15 protein-coding genes are annotated in these 17,515 nt (G+C 69.1%); 7 read left to right on the top strand and 8 right to left on the bottom strand.

Translation table 11 applies throughout. The annotated features are described in order from the left end of the window. Positions 1-2 precede the first annotated feature (2 nt). Positions 3-1,247, bottom strand: coding sequence for a Tm-1-like ATP-binding domain-containing protein (locus tag ACY34J_RS21745; protein ID WP_462728185.1), 1,245 nt, complete (start codon positions 1,245-1,247; stop codon positions 3-5). Between the two features lie 185 nt (positions 1,248-1,432). On the opposite strand from ACY34J_RS21745, the gene ACY34J_RS21740 reads away from it, so the two are divergent. The 6 genes from ACY34J_RS21740 to ACY34J_RS21715 all read left to right on the top strand — a co-directional run bounded on the left by ACY34J_RS21740 (position 1,433) and on the right by ACY34J_RS21715 (position 7,490). Next, positions 1,433-2,152: a GH12 family glycosyl hydrolase domain-containing protein gene (locus tag ACY34J_RS21740; RefSeq protein ID WP_462728184.1), complete on the top strand. Its 720-nt coding sequence runs from the start codon at positions 1,433-1,435 to the stop codon at positions 2,150-2,152. A 269-nt stretch (positions 2,153-2,421) separates the two neighbouring features. Next, positions 2,422-3,183 carry a DeoR/GlpR family DNA-binding transcription regulator gene (locus tag ACY34J_RS21735; protein ID WP_462728183.1) on the top strand — a complete coding sequence of 254 codons (762 nt, stop codon included), beginning with the start codon at positions 2,422-2,424 and terminating at the stop codon, positions 3,181-3,183. A 137-nt stretch (positions 3,184-3,320) separates the two neighbouring features. Continuing rightward, positions 3,321-4,682, top strand: coding sequence for an ABC transporter substrate-binding protein (locus ACY34J_RS21730; RefSeq protein ID WP_462728182.1), 1,362 nt, complete (start codon positions 3,321-3,323; stop codon positions 4,680-4,682). Continuing rightward, entirely contained in the window at positions 4,679-5,650 is a 972-nt protein-coding gene (locus ACY34J_RS21725) for a carbohydrate ABC transporter permease (protein ID WP_462728181.1), read from the top strand. Before ACY34J_RS21730 ends, ACY34J_RS21725 begins: the two co-directional genes overlap by 4 nt. Continuing rightward, positions 5,647-6,504, top strand: coding sequence for a carbohydrate ABC transporter permease (locus tag ACY34J_RS21720; protein WP_462728180.1), 858 nt, complete (start codon positions 5,647-5,649; stop codon positions 6,502-6,504). Before ACY34J_RS21725 ends, ACY34J_RS21720 begins: the two co-directional genes overlap by 4 nt. Next, the gene (locus tag ACY34J_RS21715) at positions 6,501-7,490 is read left to right on the top strand and encodes a zinc-dependent alcohol dehydrogenase family protein (RefSeq protein ID WP_462728179.1); all 990 of its coding nucleotides are present in this window, start codon (positions 6,501-6,503) and stop codon (positions 7,488-7,490) included. Before ACY34J_RS21720 ends, ACY34J_RS21715 begins: the two co-directional genes overlap by 4 nt. A 138-nt stretch (positions 7,491-7,628) precedes the next feature. On the opposite strand, the gene ACY34J_RS21710 is transcribed toward ACY34J_RS21715, so the two are convergent. From ACY34J_RS21710 to ACY34J_RS21690, 5 genes are all read right to left on the bottom strand, one after another. After that, the gene (locus ACY34J_RS21710; RefSeq protein WP_462728189.1) at positions 7,629-8,846 is read right to left on the bottom strand and encodes a sugar ABC transporter permease; all 1,218 of its coding nucleotides are present in this window, start codon (positions 8,844-8,846) and stop codon (positions 7,629-7,631) included. 91 nt (positions 8,847-8,937) lie between these two features. Continuing rightward, the gene (locus ACY34J_RS21705; protein ID WP_462728178.1) at positions 8,938-9,720 is read right to left on the bottom strand and encodes an ATP-binding cassette domain-containing protein; all 783 of its coding nucleotides are present in this window, start codon (positions 9,718-9,720) and stop codon (positions 8,938-8,940) included. 37 nt (positions 9,721-9,757) lie between these two features. Further along, positions 9,758-10,861, bottom strand: coding sequence for a sugar ABC transporter substrate-binding protein (locus tag ACY34J_RS21700; protein WP_462728177.1), 1,104 nt, complete (start codon positions 10,859-10,861; stop codon positions 9,758-9,760). A 406-nt stretch (positions 10,862-11,267) separates the two neighbouring features. Further along, positions 11,268-13,700 carry a SpoIIE family protein phosphatase gene (locus tag ACY34J_RS21695; RefSeq protein ID WP_462728176.1) on the bottom strand — a complete coding sequence of 811 codons (2,433 nt, stop codon included), beginning with the start codon at positions 13,698-13,700 and terminating at the stop codon, positions 11,268-11,270. Positions 13,701-14,238: 538 nt separating this feature from the next. Then, positions 14,239-14,643 carry a group I truncated hemoglobin gene (locus ACY34J_RS21690; RefSeq protein WP_462728175.1) on the bottom strand — a complete coding sequence of 135 codons (405 nt, stop codon included), beginning with the start codon at positions 14,641-14,643 and terminating at the stop codon, positions 14,239-14,241. A 231-nt stretch (positions 14,644-14,874) separates the two neighbouring features. Here ACY34J_RS21690 and ACY34J_RS21685 point away from each other — a divergent pair, with 231 nt between their 5' ends. Next, positions 14,875-15,549, top strand: a complete 675-nt coding sequence (locus tag ACY34J_RS21685; RefSeq protein ID WP_462728174.1) for a pentapeptide repeat-containing protein — start codon at positions 14,875-14,877, stop codon at positions 15,547-15,549. Between the two features lie 241 nt (positions 15,550-15,790). On the opposite strand, the gene ACY34J_RS21680 is transcribed toward ACY34J_RS21685, so the two are convergent. Both ACY34J_RS21680 and ACY34J_RS21675 read right to left on the bottom strand, forming a co-directional pair. Further along, entirely contained in the window at positions 15,791-16,477 is a 687-nt protein-coding gene (locus ACY34J_RS21680) for a cytochrome b/b6 domain-containing protein (RefSeq protein ID WP_462728173.1), read from the bottom strand. Continuing rightward, complete coding sequence (locus ACY34J_RS21675; protein ID WP_462728188.1) at positions 16,461-17,126, bottom strand: molybdopterin-dependent oxidoreductase; 666 nt, start codon at positions 17,124-17,126, stop codon at positions 16,461-16,463. The genes ACY34J_RS21680 and ACY34J_RS21675 overlap by 17 nt, the downstream gene beginning before the upstream one ends. Positions 17,127-17,515 lie beyond the last annotated feature (389 nt).

Here is a 17,515-nt window from a genome sequence, read left to right as displayed (position 1 = left end):
GGCTAGTACCGCGCGTCGATCATCGCGTGCAGGCGTTCGGCTGCGGCCCGGCCGAAGGCCGGATCGTTGATGTGCGTGTCGAGTTCGACGAGTTCGACCGTACTGCCGCGCAGGCCTTCGCGCAGTGCGGTGAACAGGGCACCGTCGCCCTTGGGGTCGTGATACAGGCCGCCGGGGGCGCCGAGGGTGGAGAGCCCGCGCAGGGGGAGGCAGACAGCTGTCGGCCCCGTCGCCGCCCGCAGTTTCGCGGCGACGCGGCGGCCAAGTTCGGCGCACCCCGGCACCGTTGTGCGGATGACCGTGACGGAGGGGTTGTGTATGTGCACCTGGCGGTCGCGGAAGCGCTCCGGGAGCGAGTCGACCGGCCCGAATTTGACCATGTCCAGCGCGCCCAGGCTCACCACCTGCGGAATCCCCTTCCGGCCTGCGGCCGTGAGCCGGTCGGGGCCGGCGGACAGGCTGCCGCCCAGCAGGTCGTCGGCGATCTCACTGAGCGTCAGATCCAGCGTTCCGGCGAAGACGCCCTGCTCGGTCAGCGCCTCCATCGAGCGCCCGCCGGAGCCGACGGAATGAAAGACGAGGACCTCGTAGCCGAGTTCGGCCAGCCGTTCCCGGGCCGCATCGACGCCAGGGGTCGTCACGCCCGCCATGGTCGCCGCCACCAGGGGCTTCTCCCCCGCTCCCAGATTCACCGATCGCTCCGCTCGTGCGGCCGCCGCAAAGCCCTTGGCCATCCCGGCGATCGCGTACGCGGCGTTGGCGAGGATCGGCGCCGACACCCGGTTGACCCCCGCGATGTCGACGATGCTGTACATCATCGCGATGTCGGTGGACCCGACGTAAGGCGATACATCGCCGGACGTCATCGAGGACACCATGAGTTTGGGTACGCCCAGCGGCAGGGCCCGCATCGCCCGGGTCGCTATCGAGGTGCCGCCGCTGCCCCCGATGGCCAGTACACCGTGCAGACGGTCCTCAGCGTGCAGACGCAGAGCGATCTCCGCCGCGCCACGGGCCATGGCGGTCACGGCCGCGCCACGGTCGCCGTCCGCGCGGAGCCGGCTCAGCTCCGCGCCCGCCGCGCGGGCCACCTCGGTGCGTGGTATGTCGGGCCGCACCCGAGGCTCCCCGACGATTCCGGCATCGATGAGCACGACCTCGACGCCGCACCGCAGAAGGCGGTCGCGAAGCCAGCCGTACTCCATGCCCTTGGTGTCCAGCGTTCCTACAAGCGCAACCATCGGCATGACTCGTAGTGTTCGCGAGGTTCCGCAGGGCGACAAGAGGCCTGTGCGCATATCAGGCCTGCACTGCCCGCTCGTGTTGCCGCCCCGCGGCGAATGGCTTTCAGTGGATGTGAGCAGTGCCTGTGCGGGCTCCGGTCGCGGCCTTCCGTCCCTCCGTGGGACTCACAGCCGAGAAGGAGACGTCCATGAGAATAAAGCCGTGTACGTCGTCCCTGCTCGGCATGCTGACCGCGCTGGGTGCCCTGCTCGGGCTCACTGCGCAACCCGCCGCCGCGGCCACCTGGTTCACCAGCTACCGGTGGGGCAGCTGGGCCACGGGCCGCTACATCATGCAGAACAACATCTGGGGCACCGGCGCCGGGCCACAGACCATCTGGGCCACCTCCGCCTCGGCCTGGTGGGTACGGGCCAATCACCCCGACACGTGGAACGTCAAGTCCTACCCCAACGCCACCACATACGTGGGCAAGCGGACCAGCGCCATCCGCACCCTGACGACCAGCTACAACGTCACCGTTCCGCGCGCCGGGGTACACAACACCTCCATCGACCTCTGGGACAGCAAGAACGACTACGAGATCATGCTGTGGGTCAACAGGACCCTTTCGCTCCACCCGGTCGGCTGGTACCAGAGCACTGTATGGCTCGGCGGGCACCGCTGGGCCGTGTACAAGGGAAAGGTCGACGACCCGTTGGGCGACAGCCACAACGTCATCACCTTCGTGCGGACGTCCAACAGCGTGGCCGGAACGGTGAACGTCAAGCCGGTCCTGGACTGGGTGACAAAAACGAAGCGCTGGATGGGCGATGTCGTCCTCGGCAGAGTGCAGTTCGGTTATGAGATCGCCTCTTCCCCCGGCGGCCTCACCTTCCGCACCAATCACCTCACCGTGAATTCCAGCTGACCTGCCCGCCACATGGCGCACCGAGCCCTCGGCCCGCTGATCGGGCACGATACGGGCACCCGGAACACCCTGTCCGGGCATACGGCACGGCCGGTCCATCCGCGCGATGCCCTGGCAGACAGCGGATTCGGGATTTCGCAAACGGGCACATCCGGTCGCGATCCATGCAGCGCTGAGCCTGGTCACAGCACCTCGGCGCTTGTAGAAATCTCACACGACGCCCGAACGGGCGTGGTTTCGGTCATGGATCTTGGAAGACGAGGTGCCCCATGGACGCGGAGGAGCGACGCCGGGCCATTCTCGAGCTGGCGCGGCAGACAGGCTCCGTCGACGTCGCCAAACTCTCCGCGGAATTCGGGGTGTCCAAGGAGACTGTGCGCCGCGACCTGCGCGTCCTGGAGGAGCACGGCCTGGTGCGGCGCACCCACGGCGGGGCCCACCCGGTGGAGAGCGCCGGCTTCGAGACCACGCTCGCCTTCCGTACCACCATGCACGTACCGGAGAAGTCACGGATCGCCGAAGCGGCCGCCGATCTGGTCGGGGACGCCGAGACGCTCTTCATCGACGAGGGGTTCACACCCCAGCTGATCGCTGAGGCACTGCCCCGGGACCGGCCGCTGACGGTGGTTACCGCCTCGCTGGCGACGGCCGGCGTACTGGCCGCCCGGGAGCGTACGACCGTACTGCTGCTCGGCGGCCGGGTGCGCGGCGGAACGATGGCCACCGTGGACCACTGGGCGACCCATATGCTCTCCGGCTTCGTGATCGACCTGGCATTCATCGGCGCCAACGGCATCTCCCGCGAGCATGGGCTGACCACCCCCGACCCCGCGGTCAGCGAGGTCAAGGCGCAGGTGCTGCGGGTGTCCCGGCGGAGGGTGTTCGCCGGAGTGCACACCAAATTCGGAGCGGTGAGCTTCTGCCGGTTCGCCGATGTACCCGACTTCGAAGCGATCGTCACCGACACGGGACTGCCCGTGAGCGAGGCGCATCGCTACTCGTTGCTGGGACCGCAGATCATCCGGGTGTAAAACCGGCCGAATGCTGACGATTTCACCATCTCTGTCTCTCTTTCCTTCCACCGACCACGGCGGCCTGGTTCCCCATGCCCTGACCGGTCCGCCCCGCCCGAGAACCCACTCCCCACCGAGCCGATTGGGAGCCTTCCATGCCACTGCAGATACGACGCCGTCCGCGCATCCTCGCCATGACCGCGGCCGCCGGGGCACTCCTCACCGCGTGCGCCGGTGCCGGCGGTGCGACGACCGCCGAGGGCGACCACGCCATCAACGTCCTGATGGTCAACAACCCGCAGATGACCGCACTGCAGAAGCTGACCGCGGCCCACTTCACCCGGGAGACAGGCATCAAGGTCAACTTCACCGTGCTGCCGGAGAACGACGTCCGGGACAAGATCAACCAGGATTTCTCCAACCAGGCGGGCCAGTACGACGTGGCCACGATCAGCAACTTCGAGGTGCCCTTCTACGCCAAGAACCGCTGGCTGCTGCCCCTTGATGACTACGCCACCAAGGACAAGGCCTTCGACCAGGCCGACATCCTCGCGCCCATGAGGGAGTCCCTGACCGCCGACGACGGCAAGCTGTACGGGGAGCCCTTCTACGGCGAGTCGTCCTTCCTCATGTACCGCAAGGACGTGTTCGCCGCAAAGGGCCTGAAGATGCCGGAAAGGCCGACCTGGCAGCAGGTGGCCGACCTCGCCGCGAAGGCCGACGGGGCGAAGCCCGGCATGAAGGGCATCTGCCTGCGCGGCCAGCCCGGCTGGGGCGAGGTGATCGCCCCGCTCACCACGGTCGTCAACACCTTCGGCGGCACGTGGTTCAGCAAGGACTGGCAGGCGCAGCTCACCTCCCCCGAGTTCACCAAGGCGACGAAGTTCTATGTCGACCTGGTGCGCAAGCACGGTGAGTCCGGCGCCGCCCAGTCCGGGTACGCCGAGTGCCTCAACAACCTCACTCAGGGCAAGACCGCCATGTGGTACGACGCCACGGCCGCGGCCGGCTCGCTGGAGGCGCCGAACTCCCCGGTGAAGGGCAAGATCGGCTATGTACAGGCCCCGGTGGTGAAGACCAAGAGCTCCGGCTGGCTGTACACCTGGGCCTGGGGGCTGCAGAAGGCGTCCCAGCATCCTGACGACGCGTGGAAGTTCATCTCCTGGGCCTCGAGCAAGGAGTACGAGTCGCTGGTCGGGAAGGAGCTCGGCTGGGCCAACGTACCCGCGGGAAAGCGCGCCTCCACCTATGCCCGTCCCGAGTACCGCACGGCGGCCCACGCGTTCGCCGAGGTCACCCGCGCGTCGATCGCCGGTACCGACCCACGCGACCCCGGTGTCCAGCCGCGGCCGACGATCGGCATCCAGTTCGTCGACATTCCGGAGTTCTCCGATCTCGGCACCAAGGTCTCGCAGGAGATCAGCGCAGCCGTCGCCGGGCGCCAGTCCGTCGCGCAGGCCCTGAAGAAGGCGCAGTCTCCGGCAGAGCAGGTGGGCAAGGAGTACCAGCGCCGATGAGCACCCCGCTGACCATCCCCGCGACACGCACCGAGTCGTCACCCGCCAGCACCGCACCGGCTTCCCGCATCAAGGGTCCTCGGGTCTGGGCCACCCGTGCCCCGCTCCTGCCCGCCCTGGTGTTCCTGGTCGCCGTCACCCAACTTCCCTTCGTGGCGACCTTGGTGATCTCCCTCTTCGACTGGAACGCCCTCTATCCCGACAGCCGCCGCTTCGCGGGCCTGGCCAACTACACCGCCGTGGCCACCGATCCGGACCTGCGCCAGTCCGTCCTCACCACGGCCGTCCTGACCGCGGTATCGGTCCTCGCCAGCCTCGTCCTCGGGCTGTTGCTGGCCCTCCTGCTGGACCGTACGTTCTTCGGCCGGGGCATCGTACGCACCCTGCTCATCGCACCGTTCCTGCTGGTCCCGGTTGCGTCCGCACTGCTGTGGAAGCACGTCCTGTTCAATCCGGAGTACGGCCTTCTCAACGGTGCCGCGACCTGGCTGGGCAGGCTTTTCGGGGCCGGGAGCCCACTACAGCCCGACTGGATCTCGGCCATGCCGCTGGCCGCGGTGGAGACCGCGCTGGTGTGGCAGTGGACGCCCTTCATGATGCTGATCCTGCTGGCCGGCCTGCAGAGCCGCCCCCTCGACATGGTGGAGGCGGCCCGCCTGGACGGCGCGACCAACTGGCAGATCTTCCGCTACCTGACGCTGCCGCACCTGCGCCGCTATCTGGAACTGGGCGTGCTGCTCGGCTCGATCCATATCGTCCAGAACTTCGACGCGGTGTTCACGATCACCTCCGGGGGCCTGGGCACCGCCAACCTCCCGTACACGATCTACCAGACCTTCTATCAGGCCCACGAGTACGGGCAGGCCTCCGCCGCCGGCGTGCTCGTCGTGATCGGCTCAATCGTGATCGCGACGCTCGCGCTGCGCGTGGTGTCCTCCCTCTTCCGCGAGGAGGCGTCCCGGGCATGACCACCACCGTGCTCTCCCCGCCCGCTCGCCGGGCCCGGCGCCGCGGCACCGCGCTGGGCCTGCTGGCCTGGCTCACCGGCATCGTCTTCTTCCTGCCCGTGGCCTGGATGGTGCTCACGTCGCTGCACTCCGAGACCGACGCCGCGACCAACCCGCCGTCCGTGGCCGCCGCCCTGACCCTGGACGCCTACAGCAGCTTCTTCGGGGCGGCCGGCGGCGCGAGTCCGTGGCCCGCGCTTATCAACTCGACCACAGCGAGCGTCGTTTCGACCGTGCTGGTGCTGGTACTGGCGCTGCCCGCGGCGTACGCGCTGTCCATCCGGCGGGTCCGCAAGTGGACCGATGTGCTGTTCTTCTTCCTGTCCACCAAAATGCTGCCGGTGGTCGCCGGGCTGCTGCCGGTGTATCTGTTCGCCAAGAACACCGGTTTCCTCGACAACATCTGGCTGCTCGTCATCCTCTACACGTCGATGAACCTGCCGATCGCGGTGTGGATGATGCAGTCCTTTCTGTCCGATGTGCCGGTGGCCGTCATCGAGGCAGCTCAGATCGACGGTGCCCGGTTGCCGACCATCCTCCGCCGGGTCGTCGCCCCCGTCGCCGGTCCGGGCATCGCGGCCACCGCGCTGATCTGCTTCATCTTCAGCTGGAACGAGATGCTCTTCGCCCGCGTGCTGACGGGGGTCACCGCGCAGACCGCGCCGGTGTTTCTCACCGGGTTCATCACCAGCCAGGGGCTGTTCCTGGCACAGGTGTGCGCCGCCTCGACCGTCATCTCCCTGCCGGTGGTCGCAGCCGGTTTCGCCGCCCAGGACAAACTCGTCCAGGGCCTGTCCCTAGGAGCAGTCAAATGAGGGCCGCGATCGTGGAAGCCGCCGGCAAGGTCACGCTCACCTCGGTGCCCGACCCGGCTCCGGGGCCGCGCGAGGTCGTCGTCGATGTCGCGGCCTGCGGCCTGTGCGGCACCGATCTACACATCCTTCAGGGCGAGTTCGCACCCACCCTGCCGATCACCCCGGGCCACGAATTCGCCGGCGAGGTCGTGGGCGCCGGCAGCCGGGTCACCGAACTGACCGTGGGCGACAAGGTCGCCGTCGACCCCTCCCTCCCCTGCCACGAGTGCCGCTACTGCCGCATCGGGCGGGGAAACCTCTGCGACCGGTGGGCCGCCATCGGCGTCACCGTCCCCGGCGGCGCGGCCGAGTACGTCGTCGCCCCCGTCGCCAACTGCGTACGGCTGCCGGAGCACGTCGACGTACGGGACGCCGCGCTGATCGAGCCGCTCTCGTGCGCGGTGCGCGGCTACGACGTGCTCGCCAGCAGGATCGGCGCCGACGTGCTCATCTACGGCTCGGGCACCATGGGCCTGATGATGCTGGAGCTGGCCAAGCGCACCGGGGCCACCCGGATCGATGTGGTGGACATCAACCCGAAGCGGCTGGCGACGGCGCAGCGGCTCGGCTGCTCGCAGGCCGCGGCCTCGGCCGACGAGCTGGACCGGCCGTCCGGCTGGGAGGTCGTCATCGACGCCACCGGCAACGCGGCCGCCATCCAGGACGGGATCGGGCGAGTGGCCAAGGCCGGCACGTTCCTGCAGTTCGGCGTCGCGGATTACGCGACCAGGGCCGTCATCGAGCCGTACCGGATCTACAACCAGGAGATCACCATCACCGGCTCGATGGCGGTGCTGCACAGCTACGAGCGCGCCGCCGAGTTGTTCGCGACAGGCGTCCTGGACCCGGCCGTCTTCATCAGCGACCGGCTGCCGCTGGAGCAGTATCCGCAGGCCCTCGACCAGTTCCGGTCGGGGCAGGGCCGCAAGATCGTCGTGGAGCCATGAGCGGGCCGGGCGGGTACGTCGTAGCGGGGCGTTCAGCCGCCGGACGTTGGTGCCGTCAGGTAGGTCAGATACACCCCAACGGCGCCTGGGTCTGCCTGGACGGCACCGTCAGCGGCCGATCAGGCAGTCCGGCGCCGGTCAAGCCAGGCCATGCGCCTTCTGCGAGCGGCGCGTCAGCGAGTCGATGACCACGGCGGCGAGCAGCACACCACCGGTGATCATGAACTGGACGGCCACCTGGATGCCCAGCAGGGCCATGCCCGAGGCGATCGACTGGATGACCAGCATGCCCAGCAGCGCGGACCAGGTGGTGCCGTGCCCGCCGAAGAGGCTGGTGCCGCCGATGACGGCCGCGGCGATGGCGTTCATCAGCAGATTGCCGCCGCCCGAAGTCTGGCTTGCCGAGGTGATCCGTGAGGCCAGGAACAGGCCGCCGATCGCGGCCATCGTCCCGGACAGCATGAACACCGATATCCGGATCCACACCACACTGACGCCGGCGCGGCGGGCCGCCTCGACACCCCCGCCGACGGCGAAGACTCGCCGTCCGTAGGCCGTACGGCGCAGCACATAGTCATAGCCGGCGACGAACATCAGGAAGATCAGGAGGGCGAGCGGCAGCCCCTGGAACTGGTTGAGCACATAGGCCACGGCGAACGCGACAGCCGCCAGCAACCCCGTGCGTACCCCGATCTCGCCGAGTGGCCGGTGCGGCACCCCGGCGGCTCTCCTGCGGCGCGCATCGCTGCAGGAGATGAGGAAGAACGCGGCTGCGCTGATCGCCGCGACGCCGTACGCGGCGGCGATGTCGTTGAAGTAGTAGCTGGTCAGCTTGGCGACCAGGCCCTCGTCATCGAGATTGACGGTGCCGCTGGTGCCCAGGACGTAGAGCATCAGGCCGTTCCAGGCCAGCAGTCCCGCCAGGGTCACGACGAACGCGGGCACGCCGATCTTGGCGAAGAAGAAGCCGTGCAGGGCTCCGATGACAGCGCCGCACAGCACCGCGACGATGACCGCGAGCCATTCCGACATGCCCTGGTTCACGTTCAGCACCGCGAACATCGCCGCGGCGAGACCGCTGACGGAGCCGACCGACAGGTCGATCTCGCCGAGCAGCAGCACGAAGACGATGCCGACCGCGATCAGACCCGTGCCGACGATGTCGACGCTGAGGTTCGACAGGTTGCGCGGCGAGAGGAAGTTGCTGTTGAGGCTCTGGAAGATGGCCCAGATCATCACCAGGCCGAGGACGACGGGGATCGAACCGAGCTCACCGCTGCTCAGCCTGCGCCGGAATTCCTCGAGGTAGCCCCTGAAGCCATGCTTGCGAACCAGCAGGCGCTGGTCGACGCGCATGGGTGCGGTACCGGCGGCGCCGCCGTACGGGTTGCCGCGACGGACGTTCTTCAGAGCTCCTCTCCAGCTCACGGCTCTGCCTCCCTCCCGCTCACAGCCAGGCCTCCCCCGCCTTGCGGCGGGTCACGGCGTTGTCCGTGGCACCGGTGATGGAAGCGATGATCTGTTCCTGAGAGGTGGTCCTCACATCGAAGAATCCGTTGTTGCGGCCGAGGCGCAGCACCGCGATCCGGTCTGCGACGGCCTTGATGTCGCCCAGGTTGTGGCTGATGAGGAGCACCCCGCGCCCGCGGTCCCGCAGCTGCTCCACAAGGTCGAGGACCTGCATGGTCTGCTCGACACCCAGGGAGGCGGTGGGCTCGTCGAGCAGGACGACCTCGGGGTCGCCGAGGAGGGAGCGGGAGATCGCGACGGTTTGCCGCTGGCCGCCGGAAAGCGAGGCGACAGGGACGCGCACGCTGGGGATCCGGATGGCCAGTTTGGCCAGCAGCTCGCGGGTGCGGCGTTCCATCTCCACCTCATCCAGGACGCCGACCCTGCGGATCTCCCGGCCGAGGAAGAGGTTTCCCACGACGTCGAGGTTGTCGCACAGGGCGAGGTCCTGGTAAACGGTCGCGATGCCCAGCGCCTGGGCGTCGTGGGGGCGCTTGATCTGGACGATCCGCTGCTTCCACAGGATGACGCCCTCGTCGGCGGGGCTGACACCTGCGATCACCTTGACCAGCGTGGATTTGCCGGCGCCGTTGTCTCCCACCAGAGCGACGACCTCACCGGCGTAGATCTCCAGCTCCACGTCCGTGAGCGCCTGGACGGCGCCGAACCGCTTGGAGACTCCGCGCAACGCCAGCAGGGGTGGTGCTGACACGTGAACCATCTCCTTGTACCTCCCCGTCGGACCGGCGGTCCGGCCCTTACGGGGTGAGTCCCGCCTTGTCGCAGGCGGGCTTGTACTTCGTCGTGCAGATCTGGTCGATGGTGTACATGCCGTCCTTGACGACGGTGTCCTTGACGTTGTGAACGGTCACGGCGATGGGGGTGAGCAGGACGGCCGGGACACCCTTGGCGGTCTTGTTGCTGACCCTCTCCGTGGCGATGCGGTCGAGGCTCTGACCGCGGCCCAGGGCGACGGCCATGGCGGCCGCGGCGTCGGCCTCGGGCTTGAACGGCTTGTAGACCGTCATGTACTGCTCGCCCGTGACGATGCGCTGGATGGCCGAGAGTTCGGCGTCCTGACCGGTGATGGGGGGCAGCGGCTCGACGTTGGCGGCCTGGAGGGCCGCGACGGCGCCGGAAGCGAGGGCATCATTGGCGGCGTAGACGCCGTGGATGTTCTCGGGACCCAGGGCGGCGATGGCGCCCGACATATCGGTGTTGGCGTTCTCCGGCTTCCACCCGTCCGCTTCGTACGATTTGCCGATCCGCACCTTGCCGCGGAGGACGGACAACGCGCCGTTCTTGTACTGAGTCGCGTTGGGGTCAGTCGGAGGGCCGTTGATCATGACGATCTGACGGCCCTGCGCCGTACCGCCCAGGGCCTGGAGCAGTGCCTGGCCCTGCAATCTGCCGACCTGATCGTTGTCGAAAGAGACGTAACCCGAGATCGGGCCCTCCGTGAGGCGGTCGTAGGAGACGACCGGTATATGGGCTCGATCCGCCTTCGTCACCGACGTACGCAGTGACTTGGCATCGACCGGGTTGAGCATCAGGACATCGACCCCTTTGGTGATCATGGAGTCCACCTGCTGCTGCTGGGTGGCCACGTCCTGTCGAGCGTTGGCGTACTCCACCGTGCAGTTGCCGCACCGCTTCTTGAGACCCGCCTCGATCAGCGGCTTGTCGAAGTGCTCCCAGCGAGCGGTCTGGTTGTCCGGGAGCAGCAGGCCTATCTTGAAGCGCTTGCCGGTCTCCGCCCCGCCCGGGGCACCGGACTCACCGGCCTTTCCGCAGGCGCCGAAACTGACGGCCATGGACAGCGTGGCCACGGCCACGGCGGTACGACGCAGACAGGTGGTCACGCGAGGGACCTCCCCCACCCGTCCCCCGCCCGCCGTTCGAAGCCCGGACAGATCCGGGTGCTGCTGTTGCAGGCCACGGTTGCCATTGGTGCTTCCCTTCACCGGCAGCGAGGTGCGGCGGCCGGCGACCCACTGTGGCGAGGCGCTGCGCGAAGTATGTACGGCAAACTCCCGAACAGGCCTTTTTCCACCTTCCACCTCATTGGCAACGGCCGCAAGGAGAGGCTTCCGGCGCCGCTGGTCTAGTGCCGTCAGCCAGGGTTTGCCCGGTAGCGAGGTGACCTGGTGCGGTCAGCTGCAAGGCGCCGGATCAGCCTCGTAGTGGGCCTGCTCGGTCGATCGGGCAACGCAGCAGATGGCCGTGCCAGGACGGCGAGCGGGGCAAACCCTGGCTGACGCAGAACAACTAGCCCGCTCCAGGCTCGGCGTCCCCCGCTACAGGCTCGCTCTGGGATACCGGGACCTCGCTCCACACCTGCTTGCCACCGCTGAGCGGCACCGAGCCCCAGGACGCCGACATCGCCTCGACGAGCAGCAGGCCCCGGCCGCCGGTGGACTCCCAGTCCACGCTCGACGGTTTGACGGGCGTACGCGGCGAGGAGTCGCTCACCGCGACCCGCAGGCGGTTGCCCGCGAGTGTGAGGTCGAGGCGGACCGGCCCCTGGGTGTGCACCAGGGCGTTGGTGACCAGCTCGGAGACGACGAGCAGGATCACGTCGATCTCCTCGGCCACGTTCCAGGAGCGCATGGTACGGGCGACGAAGCGACGTGCGTGCATCACGGCGTCGGGCAGCCGCCACACCGCCCACCCGACCCTGATCGGCCGGACCTTCATCCCGTCGTACCGCAGGAGGAGCAGCGCCACGTCGTCGTCGCGCCTGGCGGCGCCGCCGAGCAGTTCGTCGGCCACCCGCCCGAGGTCGGACGGGTCGGCGGCGGAGAGCGCGCCGCGTACCCGGCTCATGCCCTCTTCAAGGGTGAGGCTCTTGGACTCGACCAGCCCGTCCGTCAGCAGGGCGAGGGCCGTGCCGGGGGTCAGTCCGACCGCGGTCATGGGGAATTCCGCCTCCGCGAGCACACCGAGCGGGGGCCCGCCCTCGACCATCACCTCCTCGGTGGTGCCGTCCGGGTTTCGCAGCAACGGCGGCAGATGTCCTGCCCGGACGAACCAGGCGTTGCCCTCCTCCATGTCCAGGCCGACATAGCAGCAGGTGGCGAACAGGTCGGTCTCCATCCCGACGAGGAGCCGGTTGGCGTGGGCGATGACCACGTCGGGCGGGTGGCCCTCCACGGCGTACGCCCTGATCGCCGTACGCATCTGGCCCATGATCGTGGCAGCCGCGGCGCTGTGGCCCTGTACGTCCCCGATGACCAGCGCCACGTGGCCCTCGGACAGCGGTATGACGTCGTACCAGTCACCGCCCACTTCGAGACCCACGGTCGCCGGCAGATAGCGAGCGACGGCCACCCCTCCGGGCAGCTCCGGAAGATGGCGGGGCAGCAGGCTGCGCTGGAGCATCGTGGCCAGCTCGTGCTCGGCGTCGAAGGCACGGGCGCGCACCATGGCCTGCCCCACCAGACCCGCGGTCGCGGTCAGCAGGGACCGCTCCTCGGGGCCGAACTCGTGCGGCTTCTCCCAGCCGACCAGGCACACCCCGACCATGCGCCCCTCGGCCGGGAGCGGCAGAACCGCCAGACCGCCGGGGCCGATGCCCGCGAGACCGGGTTCGAGATCGGCGCCCGCGGGCCACAGAGTCGCATGGCCCTCGCGCAGCGCGGCCTCCAGCGTGGGCAGGGCGCGGGTGGGCGCATCGGGCCACTCCGAACGCCATTCGGACTGCCAGGTCTCCGGCCAGGCAGAGGGGTCCGGCGGGTCGAGGGTGGTCACCACCAGCCGGTCGCCCTCGAGCTCGGCGAGTGCCACCCGGTCGGCGCCCAGCGGGCGCCCCAGGTGGGCGACCACAGCGCGGCCGACGTCCCGGATGGTCATCGCGCCCGCCAGGGCGGCGGACAGCCGCTGCACCCGGGAGACGTCGTCGGCGCTGGGCCGGAGCCGCGAGGCGTCGTCGACCACGCCCAGCACCCGCTCCGGCTCGCCGGAAGAGTCGACCAGCACTCGGCAGCGCATACGCAGCCAGCGCAGCTCGCCGGTGGACCGGCGGATGCGGAACTCCAGGTCCCGGCCGCCGGAGGTCATATGGCCCGGCTCGAGGATGGACATGAGCGCGGGCAGATCGTCCGGGACGGTGTGTTCGAGCAGGGTCTCGACGCGTCCGTCGAAGTCCTCGGGGGCGATGTCGACCAGTTCCAGCAGCTGGGCGTCCGCGTCGATCCGCCCGGTACGCGGCTCCAGGGCGAATGAGCCGATACGGACCCGGTCCAGGGCGGGACCCAGGATCGAGTGCGGCTCGGTCCTGGCGGCTCCACTCAGTTCACCACTTGCCTCCAGCCGTGCGGCGACCTGGTCGGCGTACAGCTCCAGGAAATTGCGCCGCTGGGCGTCGAAACCGTCCCTGGCGTTGTCCACGACCACCAGGCACCCCAGCCGTCTGCCGTCCGCTCCCAGCGGCAGCACGCCGAGCGATACCTCGCCGGACGGCGTTCCCAGGCCGCTCTCGCGGTAGGTGGCGAGCTGCGAGGTGTTCAGCCACAGCGGCCGGCCGGTACGGAAGGCGTCGGCGACAGGAGAGCTGCCGGAGAGGGGGTAGCACTGGGAAAGCCCGTAATCGGCGGCGGCGTCCCCGACCGTCTCGGCCAGGCACAGCTCGTGGCCATCCTCCCCCAGCACATAGACAGCGGCCAGCGCCACCCCGGCGAACACCAACACTCGCTCCGTCACAGTCCGCAGCGCCCCTGTATGCCGAGAGTCGACATCGTGTGCCCCGAACACCAGGTCCGCCCGCAGCCTCGGGACCCCCGCCCCGGCGCCCCTTTCGCCCGATGTTGCATTGTTTCCTCGCCTCCGACCCGTCTTCGCCCGCCGAATCCGCCCGAGAGGCAGCCCGCCCGCCCCGCCGCGTGCCGAGGAAACAGGCCACTTCCAGCGTAAGGAAGGCGACCGCCTCCGGGGAGGTTCTGCGCATCCGGCCGGCCCGATTCCGGGGCGTGGCCGCTGTCCGCTTCAGACCCCGCATGGCCGGAAGCCGGTGGCGGACCGAGACGCCCGGTAGGGCGGTGTGGCCGGGCAGGGTCTGGAAGCCGCCGGTGTCATGACAGAGCACAGCAGCTCTCAGTGGCGCGATCCGAGCCGCCGACGGGCCCGCCACGGTCCTGCGAGCGCCGTGACCGGCGGCGCCGGCGACGATGTCGCGTTCGCCGTCATCCGGCGTTGATCACCTATGCGACCGTGATGACAGCACCTGCTCCATGACTCCTGGTCAGCCAGCGGGCGGCGGGGCGATGACGATGGCGTCCCTCGTGCTTTCGACGATGGCGACGAGGTCTCGCTCCTCCGGGGCCGGCACATGGAACCTGGCCAGCGATTGGTGCAGGTCGTCCATGAAGGCGGCCCACTCGTCGTCGGTGATGTGCAGCTGCCGGTGGGAGTCGCCCATCGACCGCCCCGAGTACTCCTGCGGCCCGCCGGCGGCCCAGCACACCATCTCCGTGACCAGGAATTTGAAGCCTTGCGGGGAAACACGGTGGTGCGCCTCGGCCACGGCCGGGTTCTTGTTCAGGCGGTCATCCGTCATGATCCGGTCGATGAGGTCGTCGACCACAACGGCGATGTTGTAGACGCCACCAAGGCGGTCGTACAGCGAGGGCTGTTGGTCAGACTGCATCGCACGATCCATAACCTGTTGGGGCGACAGGCGGGCTCGCCTCCTGGCGCCGTCCGCCCGGTGCCGGATACCGACAGTTTCAGTCTCGCAAGCGCCCATGAGGCGGTCAATCAGGCCGAATACGTCCGGCTTGGCGCCTCATTTTCTCCAGGTCTGGAAACACACCGCGAGGAATACGGGCGAATACGCCGTCCCGCCGGATTATTGATCGGGTCGAACCAGGGATGGCTCATGAACATGCGTCTGCCTCGTCTGCTCCTCTGCGTCCTCGCGATCGCGGTGTCCGCGGCCTTCCTCGCAGCCTGCGGACAGGACAAGCACGGCCGAAGCTGTCCCGACGGGGCGGGAAAGAACCTCTCCGGCCGCGCGGTCCCGGGGTCCGAGCTGTGGCAGAAGAAACTTCGTTGCGTCAATCTCGAGGGCTCGACGCTCAGTGGCCTGGTCTCCGAAGCGAACCTGAGCCGCGGCAACCTTTACGGCACACGCATGCGCGGCATGTCCCTGGAGAGTGTCGACCTGCGCGGCGCCGACCTTCGCCACGCCGTGCTCACCTCCGCTTCGCTCTCGCAGGTCGACATGCGCGGTGCGGATCTCAGCGGGGTCATGCTCGACAAGGGCGTGCTCACGAACGTCAGCTTCGAGGGAGCACAGCTCCAGGGCGCGGATCTGCGCTCCGCCTCCCTCACCCAGGTCGACTTCGGCGACGCGGACGCTCGCGGCGCCAAGCTGGCCGGTGCCACGCTGTCCGGCTCCGATCTGCGCGGAGCGCGGCTGGACGAGGCTGACTTGTCGGAGACGAGCTGGGAGAACGTGGTGTGTCCGGACGGTTCGAAATCGGTCGGCAGCCAGTCCTGTGAGGGGCACATGGCTCCCCGGCGCGCAGGAGCCGGGAAGTCGAGCGACTGAAAGCGGCGCCCGAAAACCACCGCACCGGGAGGAACCGTGGCCGAGCCACCGACCGGCGCGCCGCTCCAAGAGGCCGCGTCGCCGCAGGGCAGCGTGCCGTCCAGGGATCCGGACACCGGAGCGTTCCCACGGCGCGGCGTGCTGCACGGCCACGTGGGCGCGGCTACCGCTGGAGCCCTCGGGCCGCTCGTTGGCGGCTCCCTGGACCGGCCGCGGTGCGGCGCACGGTTCTCCGGCCTGCTCAGGTGTCCTCGGGGCGCCCGCCCTTGTCGTCGTACCGCCACAGCGGATGCATACGGCGCGCCCAGGCCGGGTCGACACTGCCCGTACGCATCCCGCGCCGGGCCTGAGGATCCGCGACGGCCATCCGGACGTGCCCGGCGATCAGCACCGTGAGGGCGAGGGCCAGCCAGTCGTGTACGAAGGTGGCGCCCGTGCGCCACACCAGCGGGGCCAGACCGGTGAACCACATCAGCAGCCCGGTGCCCAGCATGACCAGTACCGCGCCCGTGAGATGAGCGGCATACAGCTTCTGCCCCGCGTTGAACTTCCCCGCCGGACGCGCCTCAAGACGCCGGTCGCGGCGCAATGCGGAGCGCAGCCAGCGCCAGTCGTGCTCACCGAAGCGACCCAGGCGGCGCACGTCCGCGCGGACAGCGCGGGAGGCGAGGCCCAGGAGGAGGGGCGCGGGCAGCAGCAGTCCCGACCACTTGTGGATGGTGACGACGAGGAACCTGCGGCCGACGACCTCGGCCAGGGCGGGTAGGTAGAGGCAGGCGGCCGTCAGTACGCAAGCCGCCATCAGCGCGGCGGTGGTTCGGTGGATCCAGCGTACGGCGCGTGTGAATCGACGTACGCGCGGCGGGGCGGCGGCGGTGCCGGACGGGCGGCTCGGCGGCGCGGTGGTGTGGTCAGACGGTTGGTGCATCGTCGCGTCCGTTCGAGCGGCCGACCCAGGCGTCGACGTCATAGCCGCGCTGCTCCCAGTAACCGGGCTGGACCTGGTCGGTGACGGTGATGCCGGACAGCCATTTCGCCGACTTGTAGAAGTACATGGGCGCGACGTACAGGCGCACCGGGCCGCCGTGGGAGTGGGTCAGCGGCTTGTCCTGCATGCGCAGCGCCACCATCACGTCGTCGCGACGGGCCTGTTCCAGCGTCAGGCTCTCGCTGTAGGCGCCGTCAAAGCAGGTGAAGCGGACGGCCTTGGCCTGCGGTCGTACGCCCGCGGCGTCGAGCAGCCGGGAGAGCCGTACGCCCGTGAAGGAGGTCTGCGGCACTCGCCAGCCGGTCACGCACTGGACATCGCGCACGAGCCGGTCCTGAGGAAGCGCGCGCAGATCCGCCAGATGGTGACTGGCGGGGCGGTCGACGAGGCCGTCGATGGTGAGGCGGTAGTCGGACGCGGTGCGGGGGGGGACGGATGGGGCGACCGAGTAGTAGCGGAAGCCTCCACCGGTGGGCAGAAGTCCGCTCAGGCCGGTGGGGTCTTTCCCAGCTACACGGCTCAGGGCGGACTCCAGGCCGCGCTGCGCCCGGGGCGCGACGGCCACGCCCGCGGCACCGAGGCCGAGCATTCCGAGTACGACACGGCGGCCGACCGGTGTGCCGACTCCGTCGACGTTGCTGTCTTCGGCGTTCACATGGTGATTCGAGCACCCGCGGACCGGCGACGGCCAGTGCCTTCGGCTCATCGTCAGACTTCCGTCACCTTTGCCGGTCGTGCTCTGAGCGGCCCGCGACCAGGCGCTCCACCCACCAGCGACATGTGCACGATTTGTCACCTATGCACGCTTGCTATCGTTTTGCCCGCGTATTAGCGTCCTCCGCAGTCACAGAGCGCCGCGCAGGTAGTCAGGTGGCCGTGGAGCCGCCGGCTCGGGAGTGAGGTCTGCGAGCGTATGTACGGAACAGCCACCGCGGCAGTGGGGCAGCGGCCACGCGGCGGGCGCGGATCGCTCAGGCG

Source organism: Streptomyces sp. HSS9-12 (assembly GCF_054963655.1).
Note: the sequence above shows the minus strand (reverse complement) of the source record. Positions and strands in the feature narration are given on the sequence as shown.